Origin of the sequence: Clostridium sp. D43t1_170807_H7 (genome assembly GCF_015555905.1) — a bacterium.
Classification (GTDB): domain Bacteria; phylum Bacillota; class Clostridia; order Clostridiales; family Clostridiaceae; genus Clostridium.
On sequence record NZ_JADNLK010000004.1, the window covers coordinates 73,197 to 91,325 of the forward strand.

Annotated in this window: 16 protein-coding genes; 1 reads left to right on the forward strand and 15 read right to left on the reverse strand. The window is 26.8% G+C overall.

The genetic code is table 11. The features are described from left to right. Nucleotides 1–46 precede the first annotated feature (46 nt). The 12 genes from clpA to I2E98_RS03835 form a co-directional block, all read right to left on the reverse strand. Nucleotides 47–2,281 (reverse strand): ATP-dependent Clp protease ATP-binding subunit ClpA, encoded by a 2,235-nt coding sequence (gene clpA / locus I2E98_RS03785; protein ID WP_195467636.1) that lies wholly within the window; start codon nucleotides 2,279–2,281, stop codon nucleotides 47–49. Nucleotides 2,282–2,284: 3 nt separating this feature from the next. Next, on the reverse strand, nucleotides 2,285–2,584 hold the full coding sequence (locus tag I2E98_RS03790) for an ATP-dependent Clp protease adaptor ClpS (protein ID WP_195467637.1): 300 nt from the start codon (nucleotides 2,582–2,584) through the stop codon (nucleotides 2,285–2,287). Between the two features lie 235 nt (nucleotides 2,585–2,819). After that, nucleotides 2,820–2,990 carry a hypothetical protein gene (locus I2E98_RS03795; RefSeq protein ID WP_195467638.1) on the reverse strand — a complete coding sequence of 57 codons (171 nt, stop codon included), beginning with the start codon at nucleotides 2,988–2,990 and terminating at the stop codon, nucleotides 2,820–2,822. 17 nt (nucleotides 2,991–3,007) lie between these two features. Next, nucleotides 3,008–3,268, reverse strand: coding sequence for a hypothetical protein (locus I2E98_RS03800; protein ID WP_195467639.1), 261 nt, complete (start codon nucleotides 3,266–3,268; stop codon nucleotides 3,008–3,010). Nucleotides 3,269–3,285: 17 nt separating this feature from the next. After that, nucleotides 3,286–3,417, reverse strand: a complete 132-nt coding sequence (locus tag I2E98_RS16160; RefSeq protein WP_279324961.1) for a CPC_1213 family protein — start codon at nucleotides 3,415–3,417, stop codon at nucleotides 3,286–3,288. A gap of 459 nt (nucleotides 3,418–3,876) precedes the next feature. After that, nucleotides 3,877–4,347, reverse strand: coding sequence for a hypothetical protein (locus tag I2E98_RS03805; RefSeq protein WP_195467640.1), 471 nt, complete (start codon nucleotides 4,345–4,347; stop codon nucleotides 3,877–3,879). Nucleotides 4,348–4,457: 110 nt separating this feature from the next. After that, nucleotides 4,458–5,465, reverse strand: a complete 1,008-nt coding sequence (gene hypE / locus I2E98_RS03810) for a hydrogenase expression/formation protein HypE (RefSeq protein WP_195467641.1) — start codon at nucleotides 5,463–5,465, stop codon at nucleotides 4,458–4,460. A 27-nt stretch (nucleotides 5,466–5,492) separates the two neighbouring features. Continuing rightward, nucleotides 5,493–6,572 (reverse strand): hydrogenase formation protein HypD, encoded by a 1,080-nt coding sequence (gene hypD / locus I2E98_RS03815; RefSeq protein ID WP_195467642.1) that lies wholly within the window; start codon nucleotides 6,570–6,572, stop codon nucleotides 5,493–5,495. Further along, nucleotides 6,544–6,804: a HypC/HybG/HupF family hydrogenase formation chaperone gene (locus tag I2E98_RS03820; RefSeq protein WP_195467643.1), complete on the reverse strand. Its 261-nt coding sequence runs from the start codon at nucleotides 6,802–6,804 to the stop codon at nucleotides 6,544–6,546. The genes hypD and I2E98_RS03820 overlap by 29 nt, the downstream gene beginning before the upstream one ends. Further along, entirely contained in the window at nucleotides 6,776–9,100 is a 2,325-nt protein-coding gene (gene hypF, locus I2E98_RS03825) for a carbamoyltransferase HypF (protein WP_195467644.1), read from the reverse strand. Before hypF ends, I2E98_RS03820 begins: the two co-directional genes overlap by 29 nt. 173 nt (nucleotides 9,101–9,273) lie before the next feature. Then, nucleotides 9,274–10,224, reverse strand: a complete 951-nt coding sequence (locus I2E98_RS03830; RefSeq protein ID WP_195467645.1) for a carbohydrate kinase family protein — start codon at nucleotides 10,222–10,224, stop codon at nucleotides 9,274–9,276. 130 nt (nucleotides 10,225–10,354) lie between these two features. Then, nucleotides 10,355–14,644, reverse strand: a complete 4,290-nt coding sequence (locus I2E98_RS03835; RefSeq protein WP_195467646.1) for a 2-hydroxyacyl-CoA dehydratase — start codon at nucleotides 14,642–14,644, stop codon at nucleotides 10,355–10,357. Between the two features lie 151 nt (nucleotides 14,645–14,795). Here I2E98_RS03835 and I2E98_RS03840 point away from each other — a divergent pair, with 151 nt between their 5' ends. After that, nucleotides 14,796–15,152, forward strand: a complete 357-nt coding sequence (locus tag I2E98_RS03840; RefSeq protein ID WP_195467647.1) for a tetratricopeptide repeat protein — start codon at nucleotides 14,796–14,798, stop codon at nucleotides 15,150–15,152. A 13-nt stretch (nucleotides 15,153–15,165) separates the two neighbouring features. On the opposite strand, the gene I2E98_RS03845 is transcribed toward I2E98_RS03840, so the two are convergent. The 3 genes from I2E98_RS03845 to I2E98_RS03855 are packed head-to-tail and all read right to left on the reverse strand — an operon-like array spanning nucleotide 15,166 to nucleotide 18,128. Next, nucleotides 15,166–16,221, reverse strand: coding sequence for a transglutaminase-like domain-containing protein (locus I2E98_RS03845; RefSeq protein ID WP_195467648.1), 1,056 nt, complete (start codon nucleotides 16,219–16,221; stop codon nucleotides 15,166–15,168). A gap of 13 nt (nucleotides 16,222–16,234) precedes the next feature. Beyond that, nucleotides 16,235–16,873, reverse strand: coding sequence for a recombination regulator RecX (gene recX, locus I2E98_RS03850; RefSeq protein ID WP_195467649.1), 639 nt, complete (start codon nucleotides 16,871–16,873; stop codon nucleotides 16,235–16,237). 13 nt (nucleotides 16,874–16,886) lie between these two features. Then, nucleotides 16,887–18,128 (reverse strand): pitrilysin family protein, encoded by a 1,242-nt coding sequence (locus I2E98_RS03855; RefSeq protein ID WP_195467650.1) that lies wholly within the window; start codon nucleotides 18,126–18,128, stop codon nucleotides 16,887–16,889. Nucleotide 18,129 lies beyond the last annotated feature (1 nt).

Below are 18,129 nucleotides of genomic sequence, written 5' to 3' on the forward strand. Positions count from 1 at the left end.
ATTTATAACTAAAATATATGAAGGTATTTAATAACTATCTAAAGATTTATTTATAAATAAACTTATTATCTATAACATTAATTTCTATTTCTCCACCATTGCTTAGCCTTCCAAATAATATCTCATCAACTAACATAGGTTTAATTTCCTGATTTATTATTCTTATTATTTCCCTTGCTCCATACTCTTGAGATACTCCCTTTTTAGCTACAAAAGAAACACACTCATCACTAAAGCTTAATCTAACATTTTTATTAGCCAATTGCTTACTAAATTTATTTAATTCATTTCTTGCAATATTTAATGCCATTCCTTTATTTAAATGATTAAATACTACAACCTTATCTAATCTATTTCTAAACTCAGGAGTAAAGAACTTTTTAACTTCATCATTTATAGCCTCACCATTAATTATTCTTTCTCCAAATCCTATAACTGATTTTCCTATATTTTTAGCACCTGCATTAGAAGTCATAATTAAAACTACATTTCTAAAATCAGCTTTTCTTCCTTGATTATCACTTAATGTAGCATAATCCATTACTTGAAGTAAAACATTTAATATATCTGGATGTGCCTTTTCAACTTCATCAAGTAATAAAACACAATATGGATTCTTTCTTATTGTATCTGTTAAAAGTCCACCCTCTTCATATCCAACATATCCTGGAGGAGCCCCTATAAGTTTTGCTGCTGCATGTTTTTCAGCGTATTCACTCATATCAAATCTTATAAGCTTAACACCTAGATTTTCTGCTAAAGTTTTTGACAGTTCTGTTTTACCAACTCCTGTTGGACCTACAAATAATAAAGAGCTAATTGGCTTATTTTCTCCATTTAATCCTGCTCTTGACATCTTAATACATCTGACAACTTCATGAATAGCTTCATCCTGTCCAAATATATTTTTTTCTAAATTACTTTCTAATTCTTTTAGTGATGTAATTTCATCTTTTTCTACTGTATTCTTTGGTATATGACATATCTTTGATATTACATCTTCAATTATTTTTTCATTAATAATTATCCTTTGTGAATCTTTCCTATTCATAGAAATATATGATCCTGCTTCATCTATAATATCTATAGCCTTATCTGGCAAAAATCTATCATTAATATATTTACTACTTAATTCAACAGCTAATTTTATAGCTTCATCAGTGTATTTTACATTATGGTAATTTTCATAATTACTCTTTAAGCCTTCAATAATTTTTATTGTTTCTTCAACTGAAGTTTCTTTAACCTCAATAGTTTGAAATCTTCTAATTAATGCTTTATCTTTTTCAAAATACTTTTTATATTCATCAAAAGTAGTAGCCCCTATAAATTTTATCTTTCCTTCCATTAAATATGGTTTTAAAAGATTAGATGTATCTAGCGATCCACCCCCAATAGAGCCAGCACCTACTATTGTATGTATTTCATCAATATATACTATTGGATTTTCATGATTCTTAATCTCATTTAATACCTTTTTTATTCTTTCTTCAAAATCTCCTCTATACTTAGTTCCTGCAAGAGTAGCTCCAATATCTAAAGAAAAAATTTCTGCATTTTTTAACTTTTCTGGTACTTTAGCTTCATTTATAAGTCTAGCTAAACCTAAAGTTATAGCTGTTTTCCCAACCCCAGGCTCACCAATATGAATAGGATTATTTTTAGTTCTTCTACAAAGGATTTGTATAGTACGATTTAATATATCTTCTCTTCCTATAAGTGGATCAGTATATTCATTTTTTACATACTCATTTAGATTACTAGTTAACTTTTGTATAAGAGTTTCTTTATTACTTTCTTCCTTTATCTCTTCTACTTCTTCACTATACTCTTCTTCAGAATCTACATAATAAGTATTTTCTACTCCTCCATGACAAAGCTTATATAGTAAATCTGTTTTTTCTATTCCCTGTTCAGCTAAATAATATACAGCATAACTGTGCTCTAACTCATAAATAGATGCTATTATATGCTCTAAAGAAATATTAGTGTTACTTGAATAAATTGCTTGCTCACTTGCTCTTAATATTGTTTGTTGGAAATTATAGCTTTCTTGAATTTTACCACTTTCATCTTTATCAATATGATTATCTAAATACTCTAATAAATTTTCTCTTAAAGCTTCTATATTACCTTCTAATTCTTCTATAACATCGATAAATCTTTCTTCAAATGTTATTGCATATAATAAATGCTCTGCAGTAACAAATTCATGATTATACTTTTTAGCCACTTCATAGGCTTCAACTAAAATATTATTTACTTCTCTTGTTATCTCCATATATTAAGCCTCCTCAATAGTTATATTAAAGGGAAAGCCTTCTTCCTTTGCCATTCCTAATGATATAGCAACTTTTGTGGCTGCAATATCATAAGGATATATTCCAACTATTCCTCTTCCAACCTTATGAACATCCATCATTATTTTATTTGATGTATTTATATCTTTCTTAAAAATTGTCATTAATATATTAACTACAAATTCCATAGTTGTAAAATCATCATTATGCATAACAACTTTATATTGTTTCGGCTTTTTTATTTTAACTTTTTCTTTTTTTTCTGCTATGATTTTAGTTTCCATTATTATCCCACCTTAATTTTAAATTTAGACAAGTATATATTTTAGAAATTTTCAACTTATCAAAAAAATTTCTCTCTATATTTCATATGTTTTATATGGTAATTATAGTAATGAAACTTTATAATATCAAGTTTTTAATTTTTATAATACAGCTTTTTTATTGTATCTTCATAATATAATAAATAAAAGGCTATACATTTGTTTTGTATAACCTTTTTAACTTTATATATGATTTTTATTTATCTTGCATCCATTCATAGGTTTTATAGTTCTTTTTATTATGTGCATGAGCACCTATTCTTTCTCCATTTTCTATTCCAACTTCTGAATTTCCAGTTGGGTCAATTTTTCTTAACTCATTTTTAGACTTAGGTCTATCCTTCATTCTATTTTTATTATTATCCATAAATTTTACCTCATATTCTAATAATTAAATTTACTTTTTACTGCATTAAATACAGTTTTAAAATCCTCTTCATTTTCATCAAATAATTTAATTAATTCTTCCTTGGCTTTAATATATTTAGGGTCATTTTCTTCATATTTTACAATGGCCCCAGATTCTTTATGAAATTTCATAAAAATTATAGGATGTTTTTTAGCAAAGTGTTCCATTTCATCAATATGACGTTCTGGTTTTGATGCATTTTTTAACCATCTAAATATATAATCATATTTATCCATATATTTATAACTCCTATTTAAATATTAAAGTCAGTTGGGTCATATGTTTTTGCTTTAGGTTCTGAAAAACATGCTTTTACACTTTCTACTTGCGGATTATGATTTACATTTTTATGTTGATGTTTTATTTTTTTCATCTTGTTTCCCATAATATCACCTCATTAATATTCTTTCCTTCTTATTTTCTATTATCCTATTAGATGTTTTCCATTTGTTCTTGTTTTTAGTTTAATGCTCATTTACGAGTATATTAAATAAAAGTATAATTTGTATTTTTTCTTATTAATCACTATTTCTATCTATAATCATATTATGTACTATGTGGTATTTGAACTAATGATTAAACTAGGAGATGGTAACATGTCAAAATGTGAAGAAGATTTTTATAACTATTCTTCTTCATGCCTTAAAACTGAAATAAGAACACAAATTACTATTTTATAAGATTCACTAGATATGTATTCTTCATATTATGCTCAAAGAAAATGTATCTATATTGAAACATCAGACAATTGTAAAGCTATTAAGATAATTAATTCATTAAATTAATATGATAAAATAAACCACAGTATATAAATTTAAATTTTTATACTGTGGTTTTATATTTATTAATTGCTTTTCTTATAAAATTCATTATATATTTCTTTTGTATATCCGTAATCAATTAATACTAATCTATTTTTTATCTTACCCCAACTTGTAAATTTATATAAATCTGCCCAAACTAAATTATGTGTATCATGAATTTCTTTAATAAATCTATTATTACTTAATTCTCTTTTATTTTGTATTTTAAAATAATTTAAAAGTTCTTTTTCACTTTTAATATTATTAGCTTTTTTCATAATTAAATATCTATAATCATCAGATACAAAATAAACTTTTGCAAGTAAAGGAGAATCATCATCATTTGAAATTAAAAATTCAGCCCTATTTTGTGCAACTCCTTTAATATTTTTAGCAATTTTTATTACAAATCCATTATCTAAATCATAAACCTTTCTAGCTGAACCTGCACCTATATATCTATACATTCCATTTTCTATTCCATATAAAATATGATAAATATCAATATACATACCAAGCACCTACTCTTTTGTATAAAATTAGAGTACTTATTAAAGTACTCTACATATTTATGTTATTCAATTACTACTTAATATGTTCTTATATTATTAATTGGTGATTATCAACATATTCTCACTAATATTTCACCCTCTGGCATATTTATTATTCTTCTTCCACCAATATTAGTTTTTAAATATAACTTATTCTTCCCATCATTTATTGCTTCTCCCAATAAAATGGAATCTTTTCCCGCCGAGTTCTTTCTCATTATATTTAACACATTATCAGCATCTTTCTCATCTACTATTACAACTAACTTACCTTCATTAGCAATAAATAATGGATCAAGACCTAAAATTTCGCACATAGCAGCTACTTCAGGCTTTACAGGTATAAAATCTTCTTCTATTTCCATACTAATATTACTATGTTCTATAATTTCATTTAAAGTAGTTGCTAATCCTCCTCTGGTAGGATCTCTTAAAACTCTCACATTATTGCTAACAGATAATATATCTTCAATTAATTTATTTAATAAACAACAATCACTTTTAATATTACTTTCAAATCCCAAATTTTCTCTTTTATTCATAATACACATACCATGGTCACCTAAAGTACCACTTATTATTATTTTATCACCACCTTTTACTTTATCTCCACCTAAGTAAGGTTTATCCTCTTCAATTATACCTATTCCTGTAGTGTTAATATAAATTTTATCACAACTACCTTTTTCCACTACCTTTGTGTCACCAGTAACAATTTTAACATCAGCTTCATTAGCAGTTTTAGCAATAGATTGTACAATTTTTTCTAGATCATTAATAGATAATCCTTCTTCTATTATAAATCCAACAGATATATATAAAGGCTTTGCTCCACTCATACATATATCATTTATAGTACCACAAACTGCTAATTTCCCTATATCTCCACCTTCAAAAAATATGGGGTTTATTACAAATGAGTCTGTAGACATAGCTATTTTCCCATTTATAGCTGGCAAAACACTTGAATCATTCTTTTGTGATAAAAATTCATTATTAAAATATTTATAAAACAAGCTATCTATTAATTTATTAGTTGCCTTACCTCCACTACCATGTGATAAAGTTATTATCTCCATATAAATCACCTCTTATATTTATATAATTTATCTATATTTATAAAATGCTGAACAAGCTCCCTCTTCCGATACCATACATGCTCCAATAGGATTTAATGGAGTGCATACACTTCCAAATAATTTACATTCAGTTGGTTCTTTAATTCCAATTAACACATCTCCACAAGAGCATCCATTATTTACACAATTTTCTTTCATACTCATTCTAAATTTAAATAATACATCAAAATTTCTATATTCATCTTTTAATTCTAATCCAGCATTATTAACTTTTCCTAAACCTCTCCAAGTACTTTCAGTTGAAGTAAATATACTATTTAGTAACTTATTAGCTTCTTTATTTCCATCTTCTTTTACTAATCTACTATATAAATTTACTAATCCATATTCATTCCTTTCTCTCATCTCAATTAACATATATATAGATGCTAAAATATCATTTACTTCAAACCCACTAATAACCATTGGAATTTTATACTTATTTGATATCTCTACAAATGGTTTTTCTCCTATTATAGTTGCAACATTGCCTGGACATAAAAATGCATCTATATTAACATCTGGATTTAAAACTAAAGCTTTCATTGCCTCTGGCATTGTCTTTAAACTATTTAATATTGAATAATTTTTTATATCTTGATCTTTTGCTATTTTTATACTAAGAGCTATTATAGGTGCAGTGGTCTCAAATCCAATGGATAAAAACACTACTTCTTTATCACTATTTTCCTTTGCTATTTTTATACTATCTAAAGGTGAATATACAACTCTTATATCTCTTCCTTTAGCCTTTTCTTTCGCCAAGTTGCTCTGGCTCCCTGGAACTCTAATCAAATCACCAAATGTAGTTATTATTACATCATTTCTTTTAGATAACTCTATAGCAGTATCTACATATCCCTGTGGTGTTACGCAAACTGGACATCCCGGACCATTTATAAGATTAATATTATTCGTTAAAATGTCTTTTAAACCACTTTTTAATATTACATTTGTATGGGTTCCACAAACCTCCATAATAGAAACTTTAAAGTTAGCCTTACTATTTATATTGTTTAATAAATTTTGAGATATATTATTATTTTTCAACTCTTTTAATATGTCCATTAAAATTACACTCCTCTATAGTATCACTTAGCTCCTTAAATATATCTAAAGTTTCTTTTGCATAATTTTCATCAATTTTTTGAATTGCACATCCTGCATGAACCAATACATAATCTCCTATCTTAGGATTTTCAATAAACATTATATTTACTTTCACTTTAACTCCATTATAATTTACAATAGCATCATCTTCTAATATCTCCTCAATCTTTGCTGGAACTGCTATACACATGACTTTCCTCCCTTAATTCTTCTTTTACTAATTCATTAGCAATTATTAACTGCCCTAAACTTACACCACTATCATTGCAAGGAATTATTTTATGAGTTACTACATTAAATTTATATTCCTCTAATCCCTTAACAACACCTTTAAATAATATTTCATTTTGAAAAACACCACCACTAACAACTACAGTATTGATATTTGTCTTTTCCCTAATATATAAAATCATTTCAATAGTACTTTTTATTATAGTATTATGAAACTTCCTTGCTATAATGCCAATATTGACTTTACTACCAATATCACAAATAATACCTTTTATAATATTATTAAAACCTAAAATAAATTTTTCTTCATATTTTTTAATTTCAAATTCATAGTTATCATCATTTTTTTCAGTACATATATTTTCAAGTCTAATAGCTGCTTCTCCCTCAAAAGTAATTGCTTTATTAAATCCTAATATAGAAGAAACTCCATCAAATAATCGTCCCATACTAGATGTCTTTGGTGAGTTTATTTTTCTATCAATCATAGTTCTAATTATGTTATATTCCTTACCTTGTAAATATTGGGGTATGAATTTATTAATTTCTTCCTTAAAGGTTTTATAAATTAATGAAATACCTATCCTCCATGGTTCTTTAACTGATTTATCTCCACCTGGTAAATAAAACTCATCTAAATGTCCAACTCTTTTAAATTCTCTCTTATTACATATGAAGAACTCTCCTCCCCATATACTTTTATCTTCACCATATCCAGTTCCATCAAATGCAATTCCAATAACATCTGTACTTATATTATTTTCAGCCATACAACTTACAATATGGCTATGATGATGTTGAGTCTCTATTACTCTAATATCTTTATTTATATTTAAAATTTCTTCTAACTCAATTTTCTTATATCCAAAATCTGGATGCTTATCATATACTAAAACATTTGGAATAACATCATATATTCTACTAAAATGTTCTATTACTCTTTCTAAAGAATTTATCGTTTCAACATTATTTAAATCTCCTATATATTGACTGATAAAAATGTCATTTTTATTGCTTAAAGAAATTGTATTTTTAAGTTCTGAACCTAATGCCAATATTTCTGTAACTGTATTTATATTTAATGTATATGGCGAATAACCTCTTCCGAGCCTAATAACCCTCTCTTCATCTAAAACAACCTTACTTACTGAATCATCAACACTAATATAAATATCTCTATTATGCATTAAAAAATAGTCAACAATATTATTTAATTTTTTAAGTGCATCACTATTTTTGTATATAATTGGTTCTCCACTAATATTAGCACTGGTCATAACCAAACTATCTAATTCATCATCAAATAGCAAATAATGTAATGGCGTATACGGTAACATAACTCCTATCTTTTTATTATTAGGTGATAAATTTTCTGAAAAGACATATTTATCTTTTTTATCTAAAAGTACAATAGGTCTTTTATTGCTTTTTAATAAATCCTCTTCATCTTTACTTAAAATACAATACTTTTTTACAGTTTCTATATCCTTTATCATTACTGCTAAGGGCTTATTAGGCCTATGTTTTCTTTCTCTTAATCTTTGGATTGTTTCTTCACTTTTACTATTGCAAACTAAATTAAAACCACCAATTCCCTTAATAGCAAATATATTTCCTTGTTTTAGTAACCTTATTACTTCATTGAAAGAATCATTAGTCTTTATTTCGTTATTATATTTATCCGTAATATATACTCTTGGTCCACATTCTGGACATGCATTTGGTTGTGCATGAAATCGTCTATTAGCTGGATTCATATATTCTTCTTTACATTTATCGCACATTTCAAACTCACTCATTGTAGTGGAAATTCTATCATAAGGTAATGACTTTATTATTGAAAATCTTGGTCCACAATTTGTACAGTTTGTAAAAGGATATCTATACCTTCTATCATTTTTATTAAATATTTCACCCTTACATTTTGAACATATTGAATAATCTGGTGAAATATATGTTGTTGCACTTAAATTATCATTACTTTCTTTTATAAAAAAATCTTTATAATTTATAACTTTCTTATCACTTATATTAATTGAAGTAATTTTTGATAAAGTAGGTGGGTTATTCTTTAACTCATATATAAAATTATTAATAAACTTTTCATTACCTTCAATATCTATCATTACACCTTGACCTGTATTATTTACCCATCCAACTAAATTATTTAATTTTGCTAATTTATAAACAAATGGTCTAAAACCTACTCCTTGAACTATTCCTTTTACCTCAATAAACTTTCTATTCTGGTTCATATTACCTCATCCTTTAATACTTCAGCTTAATTTCTAATTATAGTTACAAAATAATTATATCACTTTTTTGATATTTTTACATTTTAAGGGAAATTGGCTGTAAAAAATAAGACCTATTAGTTATCATACTGGTTCTTAAACTTTTAATGATATCTAATAAGTCTTATTATTTTTTAGTTTTCTCTCCACTTTGTTCTATTAACTAAGTCTTCAACTAATTCATGACTAATTTTCGGATTTATTGTTTCCTCATGAGTAATTGTTATTATTGACATGGCAACTGAATATTTAAGTGTATCCTTAATATTTAAGTTATTCATATATCCATATCCTATTCCAGCTACAAAAGAATCTCCAGCCCCAGTTACATTTTTTACCTCTATTGCCTCACAACAAGCTAATGTTCCTTCTTCACCTTCACTAGTTATATAATATATTCCATCTGCATCTAGACTAATAAATACATTTTTCACACCTTGTTCTATAAAGAATCTACCTGCTTTTCTTAAATCATCATTAGTTTCAATTTTAAATCCACATAAAGCTTCTGTTTCAAATCTATTTGGCTTTATAGTATGGAAGTATTTTATTAAATGACGAATCTTTTTTGCTTTCTTTGCAGATACAGGATCTAAGATAAATTTACTTTTACCTTGGTATTTTTTTAATATGTACTCTAATAAAGCTGGATTATCTGAATCAACAATTGTATATTCAGCATTTTCAAAAACTTCATGCTTTTCATCTACAAATCTTTCATCCATCTTATTTAAACTTTCCATATCTACAACTGCAGATTCCATCTCCCCTTGATGGTTTAAGATTGCTAGATATGTAGGAGTGCTTTCCCCTTCTAAGAAAAGAGAATTCTCCATATTATATCCAAATTTTTTAGAGTGCTCTAAAATACTCTTTCCATTTTCATCGTCTCCTAAGGTAGAAATAAACTGTGTATTTACTCCAACTCTTGCTAGATTTTCAGCAATATTTCTACAAACGCCCCCAAAAGATATTTTTATATGCCCTGGAATTGAATCTCTTTGTGCATAGCTTCTTCCACAAAAACCAAAAATATCAACTATTGATGCCCCTAAAACTAATATATATGGATTATTATCATTCATACTATCTCTCCTGCTACAAATTTAACGTATTAAAATATAAATACATTATATTAAAGACAAGAAAAAAAATAAAGAGGAAAATAAAAAAATGTCGAATTTTTTATTTCTCTTTATTTTTATACTTCGTATTCTATATATTATTAGTTCTTAAAGTATTTATATCTATTTTTATTTCATCACTACACTTATATCCTGATTGTGTTACATTCATATTTTTAAATGCAACCGACATCATTAATTTAATTCTATTTAATTGATTAACCTCTGATGCTCCCGGATCATAATCTATTGCAATAATATTAGCAAATGGATATTTAGCCTTTAATGCTTTTATCATACCTTTTCCTGTAACATGATTAGGTAAACAAGCAAATGGTTGAATACATACTATATTATTTACATCACTTTCAATTAATTCAATCATCTCTCCAGTCAATAACCATCCTTCACCAGTTTGATTCCCTAGTGAAACTACTTGTGATGCCTTTTCTGCAAGATTACTTATGGAAGTTGGATGTCCAAATCTTTCGCTTTTTTGTAATTCCTTTATTACAACTTTTCTGAATGATTCAATATAAGTAGTAACTATATTACTTGCTGTTTTAACAATATTACTTTTAGATAGATATTTAGTTTTAAATTCAGAGTTATAACAACAATATAAAAAGAAATCTAATAATTCAGGAACTACAACTTCTGCTCCTTCACTTTCTAAAATATCAACAATATTATTATTTGCTGTTGGGTGATATTTAACAAGTATTTCTCCAACAACTCCAACTTTAGGTTTTATAACATCATTTATTTCTAATTTATCGAATGCCTCTACTATATTTTTTATATTTTCATTCATTTCTCTTTTATTTCCATTAGAAACATTTTCAAATGCTTTTTCTCTCCAAAACTCATATAATTCATTTGCAGATCCTGGAACTTTTTCATAAGGCCTTACTCTATAAAGTACTCTCATAAATAAATCACCATATATAATTCCCATCATAAGCTTTTTAATAAAAGGATAGCTTATACTAAATCCCGGTTGTTTTTCCATTCCTAGTACGTTTAATGATATTATAGGTACATATCCAAAACCAGCTTCTCTTAACCCTTTCTTTAAAAATCCTATATAATTAGTTGCTCTACATCCACCACCAGTTTGACTTATTATTACAGCAGTTTTTTTAGGATCATACTTTCCAGACTTTAATGCATTTATCATTTGCCCTATTACTAAAATAGATGGATAACATGCATCATTATTAACATACTTTACTCCTTCTTCAATGGCTTCTTTATCATTTGCAGGTAATACATCAAGATTGTATCCTTCTTCCCTAGCAGCCTTTTCTATAAACTGAAAATGTATTGGAGACATTTGTGGAGCGAGAATTGTCCAATCTTTTTTCATTTCTTTCGTAAATAAAACTTTATTATATTTGTTATCAATAGTCTTAAGTTCTATTTTATTTTTTTCTCTTTCTTCCATAGCAGCTTTTAAAGATCTAATTCTAATTTTTACTGCTCCTAAATTACTTCCTTCATCTATTTTTATTAATGTATACATCTTACCTTTTGATGCTAATATTTCTGAAACCTGATCACTTGTTACAGCATCTAATCCACATCCAAAAGAAGTAAGCTGTACTAATTCTAAATCATTTCGCTCCTTAACAAAAGCTGCTGCTCTATAAAGCCTAGTATGATACATCCACTGATCTACAACCCTAATAGGCCTATCTAAATTTCCTAAGTGTGCTACACTATCTTCAGTAAATACAGCCATGTTGGATGAAGTAATTATATCTGTTAAACCATGATTTATCTCTTGATCTATATGATAAGGTCGACCACTTAAAACTATTCCCTTCATATTATTTTCTTCGATATATTTTAATGTTTCTTCACCTTTTTTTCTTATATCATTTATTACATTTTCTCTTTCATCAAATGCAGCATCTACAGCCTTTTTAGCTTCTTTCATAGTTATATTATAATCTTTAAATACATCATAAATTCTCTTATATAACTTTTGCTTATTATCTAGAGATAGAAATGGTGAAATATATTTTATATCTTTTACATTCAACTCATCTATATTATTTTTTATAACTTGAGGATATGATGTAACAACAGGACAATTATAATGATTATTTGCTTTATTATCCTCTTTATACTCATAAGGTATACAAGGATAAAATATAGTCTTTATTCCCCTATCTATCAATGACATTATATGCCCATGACTTAACTTTGCTGGATAACACACTGATTCTGATGGTATTGTCTCTATTCCTAAATTAAATATCTTCTTACTTGAAAATGGAGAAATTATAACTCTAAACTTTAGTTCTGTTAAAAGTGTAAACCAAAATGGATAATTCTCATAAATATTTAAAGCTCTTGGTATACCAATTTCCCCACGTGTTGCTTCTTCTTTTGGTAATGGTTTGTAATTAAATATCCTTGATAATTTATATTTATATAAATTAGGAACCTTTAAATTTTTACCACTATTGCCCAACGGTCTTTCGCATCTATTTCCAGTAATATATTTTTCCTCATTATCAAATTCATTAATAGTTAATAAACAATTATTTCCACATCCCCCACATCTAGAGCAAGTAGTTTTAAAATGAAACTTTTCTAATTTATCCTCTCTTATTAAAGTAGATACTTCTCCTTCTTTATAATTTTCCTTACTAATTAATGCAGCTCCATAAGCACCCATTAATCCAGCTATATCAGGCCTTATAACATTAGCTCCTGTTAACTTTTCAAAACTTCTTAATACACCATCATTATAGAATGTTCCACCTTGTACAATTATATTTTTACCTAATTCATCAAAATTTCTAATTTTTATAACCTTATATAGTGCATTTTTTATAACTGAATAACATAATCCAGCCGAAATATCTCCAACACTAGCCCCTTCTTTTTGAACTTGCTTTACTTTAGAGTTCATGAATACCGTACATCTAGAGCCTAAGTCAACGGGTTTTTTAGCTTTAACTGAAAGCTTTGCAAATTCATCTATGGAAATATTTAATGACTTACTAAATCCTTCTATAAATGAACCACATCCTGATGAACAAGCTTCATTTAATAATATATTATTTATTACGCCATCCTTAATCATTAAAGCCTTCATATCTTGTCCACCAATGTCTAAAATAAAATCTACATTAGGCATAAATGATTTTGCACCTTTAAAATGACAAATTGTTTCTATTTCTCCTATATCTACTCCTAAAGCAGCTTTTATTAATCCTTCTCCATATCCCGTTACTGTAGCCTTAGCTATAGTTATATTCTTGTTAAGTTTTTTATATAAATCTTTTAATATATCAATTGTTTTATTTAATGGACTACCTTCGTTATTATTATAGCTAGAGTATAATAATTCTTTATCTTCACCTATTACTGCTAATTTAGTAGTTGTAGAACCTGCATCTATTCCAATGAATACATTTCCTCTATAGGTTGATATTTCACCTCTTTTAGCCCTATTAGATGAATGTCTATTTAAAAATTCCAAATATTCTTCTTCATCTTTAAATAGTGGTAATAAATTATCTTGTATTATATCTTTATAATTAACCTTATCTAAATTATCTATTAGTTCAGCTAAAGTTATAGTTTCTTCATTTTCTGCTAATATTGCTGCACCAATAGCAACATATAACTCCGAATTTTTAGGTATAATATACTCTCCTTCTTTTAAATTCAAAGTTTCTATAAATCTTCTTGTTAGTCCATCAAGGAAGTGTAATGGACCTCCTAAAAAAGCTACATTTCCACGTATTGGTTTTCCGCATGCTAGTCCACTTATAGTCTGATTTACAACAGCTTGAAAAATAGAAGCTGCAATATCACTTCTCTTTGCTCCTTCATTAATAAGTGGCTGAACATCAGTCTTTGCAAATACACCACACCTTGATGCTATTGGATAAATAATAGTTGCCTCTTTAGATAATTCATTTAATCCCTTTGCATCTGTATTTAATAATATTGCCATTTGATCAATAAATGCACCTGTCCCACCTGCACAAGTTCCATTCATTCTTTGATCTACTCCATTTTTTAAGTATGTTATTTTCGCATCCTCACCTCCAAGTTCAATTACAACATCAGTTTTATGTAAAAACTCCTCAACGGCTTTTGTACATGATATAACTTCTTGTTGAAAGTCAACTTTTAACCATTCTGATGCTGCAATTCCTCCAGATCCTGTAACTGTTACTCTTAGATTAACATTACCAATTTCTTCAATACACTGTTTTAAAGCTTGTTTTAAAGTAGTTTTAATATCTGAAAAGTGTCTTTTATAATCACTATATATTACTTTATTATAATAATTTAAAACTACGACTTTTATTGTTGTCGAACCTACATCTATTCCTAATTTAAAACATTTCATTTTTACCACTCTTCCTAAATTTTATTATACAAAGAATTATACCATATTTTTCCTAAAATTGTATATTATTTAACATAAGAATTTTTTATGAATAATATTATATTTTATAGACAATAATTAAAATAACGCAGTAAATACTTAGGAGGGTATTATGAGCTACTTTAATGAAGGAAATAAATATTATAATAATAAAGATTATTCTAAAGCGATTGAAAACTATATAGAATCAATTGAAGCTGGTGAAAACGAAAGTTGTGCTTATTATAACGCTGGTGTATGTTATATAAAACTTAAAGATTTTAATTCAGCTATTGATATGTTAAAAAAGGCGTTAAGCATACAAAAGGAAAGTAAATATTATTTTAATTTGGCATACTGCTACGCAATGCTAGAAAATACCAATAAAGCATTAATTTATTTTAACAGAGCATGGGCTCTAGATGCTTCAGATAAAGATTGTGAAAAAGCAATAAATTTAATAATGTCTAAAAATAAAAAAGCGCTATAAAAGCGCTTTTCTTTTACCATTCTCCTGCAATACTATCTATAATATGATCTTCATAAAAATCATCATTATTAAAATAATTACCCGCTAAGTAAAAAGTAGTATCTACAGGTACCCACTTTTCTATTTCACTTATATATACTTCATTCCATGCATGAGGACCATATTGTGATCCATCATATGCACTTCCTGTTAATAATCTAACCTTTAAGTTTACTGCTCTTGCCATCGCTACATAAAGACATGAATAATCAAAGCAAATTCCACTTCTATTATTAAAGGCTGCTATTGCCCCACTATCTTCTACCTTTTCATTATTCAATGCTTTTTCTGCTCTATCATAATCATACTGCAAATTACTACCTATCCATGAATATAATATTCGTGCTTTATCCATATCATCAGTAACATTTTTAGTTAACTCTCTTGCCATAGCATCAATTTCATCAGTAGACTTAATACCCTCTTCTAATGTTACTCCATTATAATATATTACTATATTACTAGCTGGAAGAAAGTTCTCAACTATTTCTTCTGTAAGTTTACTTGTATTTCTTTCTAATATATATGATAATTCAGCATATATTTTATTTTCATTAAAGATTTCTACTTTATTATAAATTCCTATTGTATTATTATAAGTAATTATACCCACAAAAATAATTGATAAAAATATAATACTCTTTATATTTCCCAAAGCAGATGATAACACTACTAATAAAACACTATTTTGTCTATTTAACTTTGAAAAAATAGGACTTAAAATTAACTTTAAAACCTTGTATAAAATAATTTGAATCATAAAGAATAAAACTACAAGTAATGCAATTTTAAAAATATCATTATATACTCCACTTAGATTAAAACTTACCATGGATATCTTTGTAATACCTTCAAGTATTATATCTATTTCCAAAGCTATCAACAAAATACTTACCAATATAGAAAAATAATAAAGAACTCTTTCTAATGAAAAATTTACTGTTCGTCTTTTAAGCGTCTTTTTAACACTACTAGTAATACCTAATATTATTATAAATAAACATATAGCATAAGAGAGTATTTCCTTCATTAAGATTTCTCCTTTATTCCAAATCTTCTGATTTGACTATAGATTTAACAACATCTTTAATCAAATCATAATCATACCCCTTCCCCATTAAAAATCTATACAATTTCTGTGATAATTTATAATCATCACTTTCTCTTTTACATAAAACCTTGTATTTTTTTAACGCCATCTCATGTACAACTTCTTTTATTTCATCTTTATCTAGTTTCTCTAGTTCTTCTTCAATTATATTTTCATCTATTCCCTTTTGCATAAGTGTATATTTAATTTTCTTTTTTCCTTGATTTTTAGACCTATCTTTTACATACATCTTTGCATAAGTAATGTCATTTAATAAATTATACTCTCTTAAGAAATTAATTGTTCGTTTAATTATATGGTCTTCATATCCCTTTAATGCTAATTTATCTCTTAACTCTTTTTCACTTTTGTAGCTTCTTTCAATTATTCTAAGAGCTGAATTTTTACACTTTATATAATTATCTTCATCCGCTAGTTTTTTCAAACTTTCAACATTAATTTGATCCTTAACTTTTAAATTTTCCTTATAAACTAATTCTGCACTTATAGAAAAAGCATATTCCTCATCAATATAAATATTTACTCTTTCTTTATTTCTTTTACCTAATTCAATTTTAGTTATTATATTCATAATTATTGTCACCTTATGAAGATTTTAGTATATGAATAGTAGGATTATTTAATACTTTATTCGCTACCTCGTATATTTCATCAGCAGTTATTGTATTTAAACTATCCATATCTTTTAAAAATTCAAATATATCTTCACCTTCTAAGCTTTGACTTAATATATAGCTACATAACTCAACTGAATCTTCTAATGTGGATATAACTGCAGTTTTATGAACTTTCTTCATTATATTTAAATCATTCTCTCCAATTATTATCTTTCTAAACTTAATATCCTTAAAAATTTCTTCAATTGCACTAGCAGCATCATCAATATCTTCTTCATCAACAGCAGTATATACATATAAAGTTCTTACATTTTGAGTAATATCTAAATGAGAATATATATCATATGCTAATCCTCTATTTTCTCTTACTTCTCTAAATAATAAAGAGTTAGCACTTTCCCCTAGTCTGTGATTTAATATTCTTAAAGGTAATTCATACTTTTTATCTAGGTCATAAAATGTAAATAAATAAATTATTGTACAAAGTTCTATATTATCTTTAGTTGTTACCTTTTTTATGTGTCTATTTTTTTCATCTTTAACTACTAACTTAATACTTTCCTTTGCTTCCCACTTACTAAAATGCTTTGATATTTCCTCAAAAGCTTCTTCATGAGATAATGATGATACCATAGTTATCAATGCATTATTAGGTATATAATATTTTTTATAATACTCATAAAGCTCTTTTCTAGTAAAAGATCTTACATTTTCATCTAGCCCTGCAACATCATATCTTAATGCACTTTTCTTAAATGCTACTTCATTTATTTTTTTAAAACTAAAATCTTCTACGCTATCTTTACTTGATCTTATTTCTGCTAATATTACTCCTCTCTCCTTTTCAATCTCTTCTTCTGGAAACTTAGAGTAAATTAACATATCACTTAATATTTCTATAGCTCTTTTTAATTCTTCTTCTAAGCAGCTTATGGAGTAAACTGTTTGAGAAAAATCTGTATAGGCATTGTATTCTCCACCTAAAGCTTCTAAATCATCATTTAACTTTTGGAATGTTCTATTTTCAGTCCCTTTAAATAACATGTGCTCTATATAATGAGAGATTCCCTTTTCACTTAAAGTCTCATTTAAGGCCCCAACTTTTACACCTATGTTAATTGATGAGATTTGGGTATCTTTCTTTATTGTTATCACTTCTAAACCATTTTCTAATTTATGCTTTTTCACATCAAAATTTATTTTTACCATC

Excerpts from the sequence above, each read along its gene's own strand:
- clpA (WP_195467636.1), bottom strand. The coding sequence starts at position 2,281 with ATGGAGATAACAAGAGAAGTAAATAATATTTTAGTTGAAGCCTATGAA.
- I2E98_RS03790 (WP_195467637.1), bottom strand. The coding sequence starts at position 2,584 with ATGGAAACTAAAATCATAGCAGAAAAAAAAGAAAAAGTTAAAATAAAA.
- I2E98_RS03795 (WP_195467638.1), bottom strand. The coding sequence starts at position 2,990 with ATGGATAATAATAAAAATAGAATGAAGGATAGACCTAAGTCTAAAAAT.
- I2E98_RS03800 (WP_195467639.1), bottom strand. The coding sequence starts at position 3,268 with ATGGATAAATATGATTATATATTTAGATGGTTAAAAAATGCATCAAAA.
- I2E98_RS16160 (WP_279324961.1), bottom strand. The coding sequence starts at position 3,417 with ATGGGAAACAAGATGAAAAAAATAAAACATCAACATAAAAATGTAAAT.
- I2E98_RS03805 (WP_195467640.1), bottom strand. The coding sequence starts at position 4,347 with ATGTATATTGATATTTATCATATTTTATATGGAATAGAAAATGGAATG.
- hypE (WP_195467641.1), bottom strand. The coding sequence starts at position 5,465 with ATGGAGATAATAACTTTATCACATGGTAGTGGAGGTAAGGCAACTAAT.
- hypD (WP_195467642.1), bottom strand. The coding sequence starts at position 6,572 with ATGGACATATTAAAAGAGTTGAAAAATAATAATATATCTCAAAATTTA.
- I2E98_RS03820 (WP_195467643.1), bottom strand. The coding sequence starts at position 6,804 with ATGTGTATAGCAGTTCCAGCAAAGATTGAGGAGATATTAGAAGATGAT.
- hypF (WP_195467644.1), bottom strand. The coding sequence starts at position 9,100 with ATGAACCAGAATAGAAAGTTTATTGAGGTAAAAGGAATAGTTCAAGGA.
- I2E98_RS03830 (WP_195467645.1), bottom strand. The coding sequence starts at position 10,224 with ATGAATGATAATAATCCATATATATTAGTTTTAGGGGCATCAATAGTT.
- I2E98_RS03835 (WP_195467646.1), bottom strand. The coding sequence starts at position 14,644 with ATGAAATGTTTTAAATTAGGAATAGATGTAGGTTCGACAACAATAAAA.
- I2E98_RS03840 (WP_195467647.1), top strand. The coding sequence starts at position 14,796 with ATGAGCTACTTTAATGAAGGAAATAAATATTATAATAATAAAGATTAT.
- I2E98_RS03845 (WP_195467648.1), bottom strand. The coding sequence starts at position 16,221 with ATGAAGGAAATACTCTCTTATGCTATATGTTTATTTATAATAATATTA.
- recX (WP_195467649.1), bottom strand. The coding sequence starts at position 16,873 with ATGAATATAATAACTAAAATTGAATTAGGTAAAAGAAATAAAGAAAGA.
- I2E98_RS03855 (WP_195467650.1), bottom strand. The coding sequence starts at position 18,128 with ATGGTAAAAATAAATTTTGATGTGAAAAAGCATAAATTAGAAAATGGT.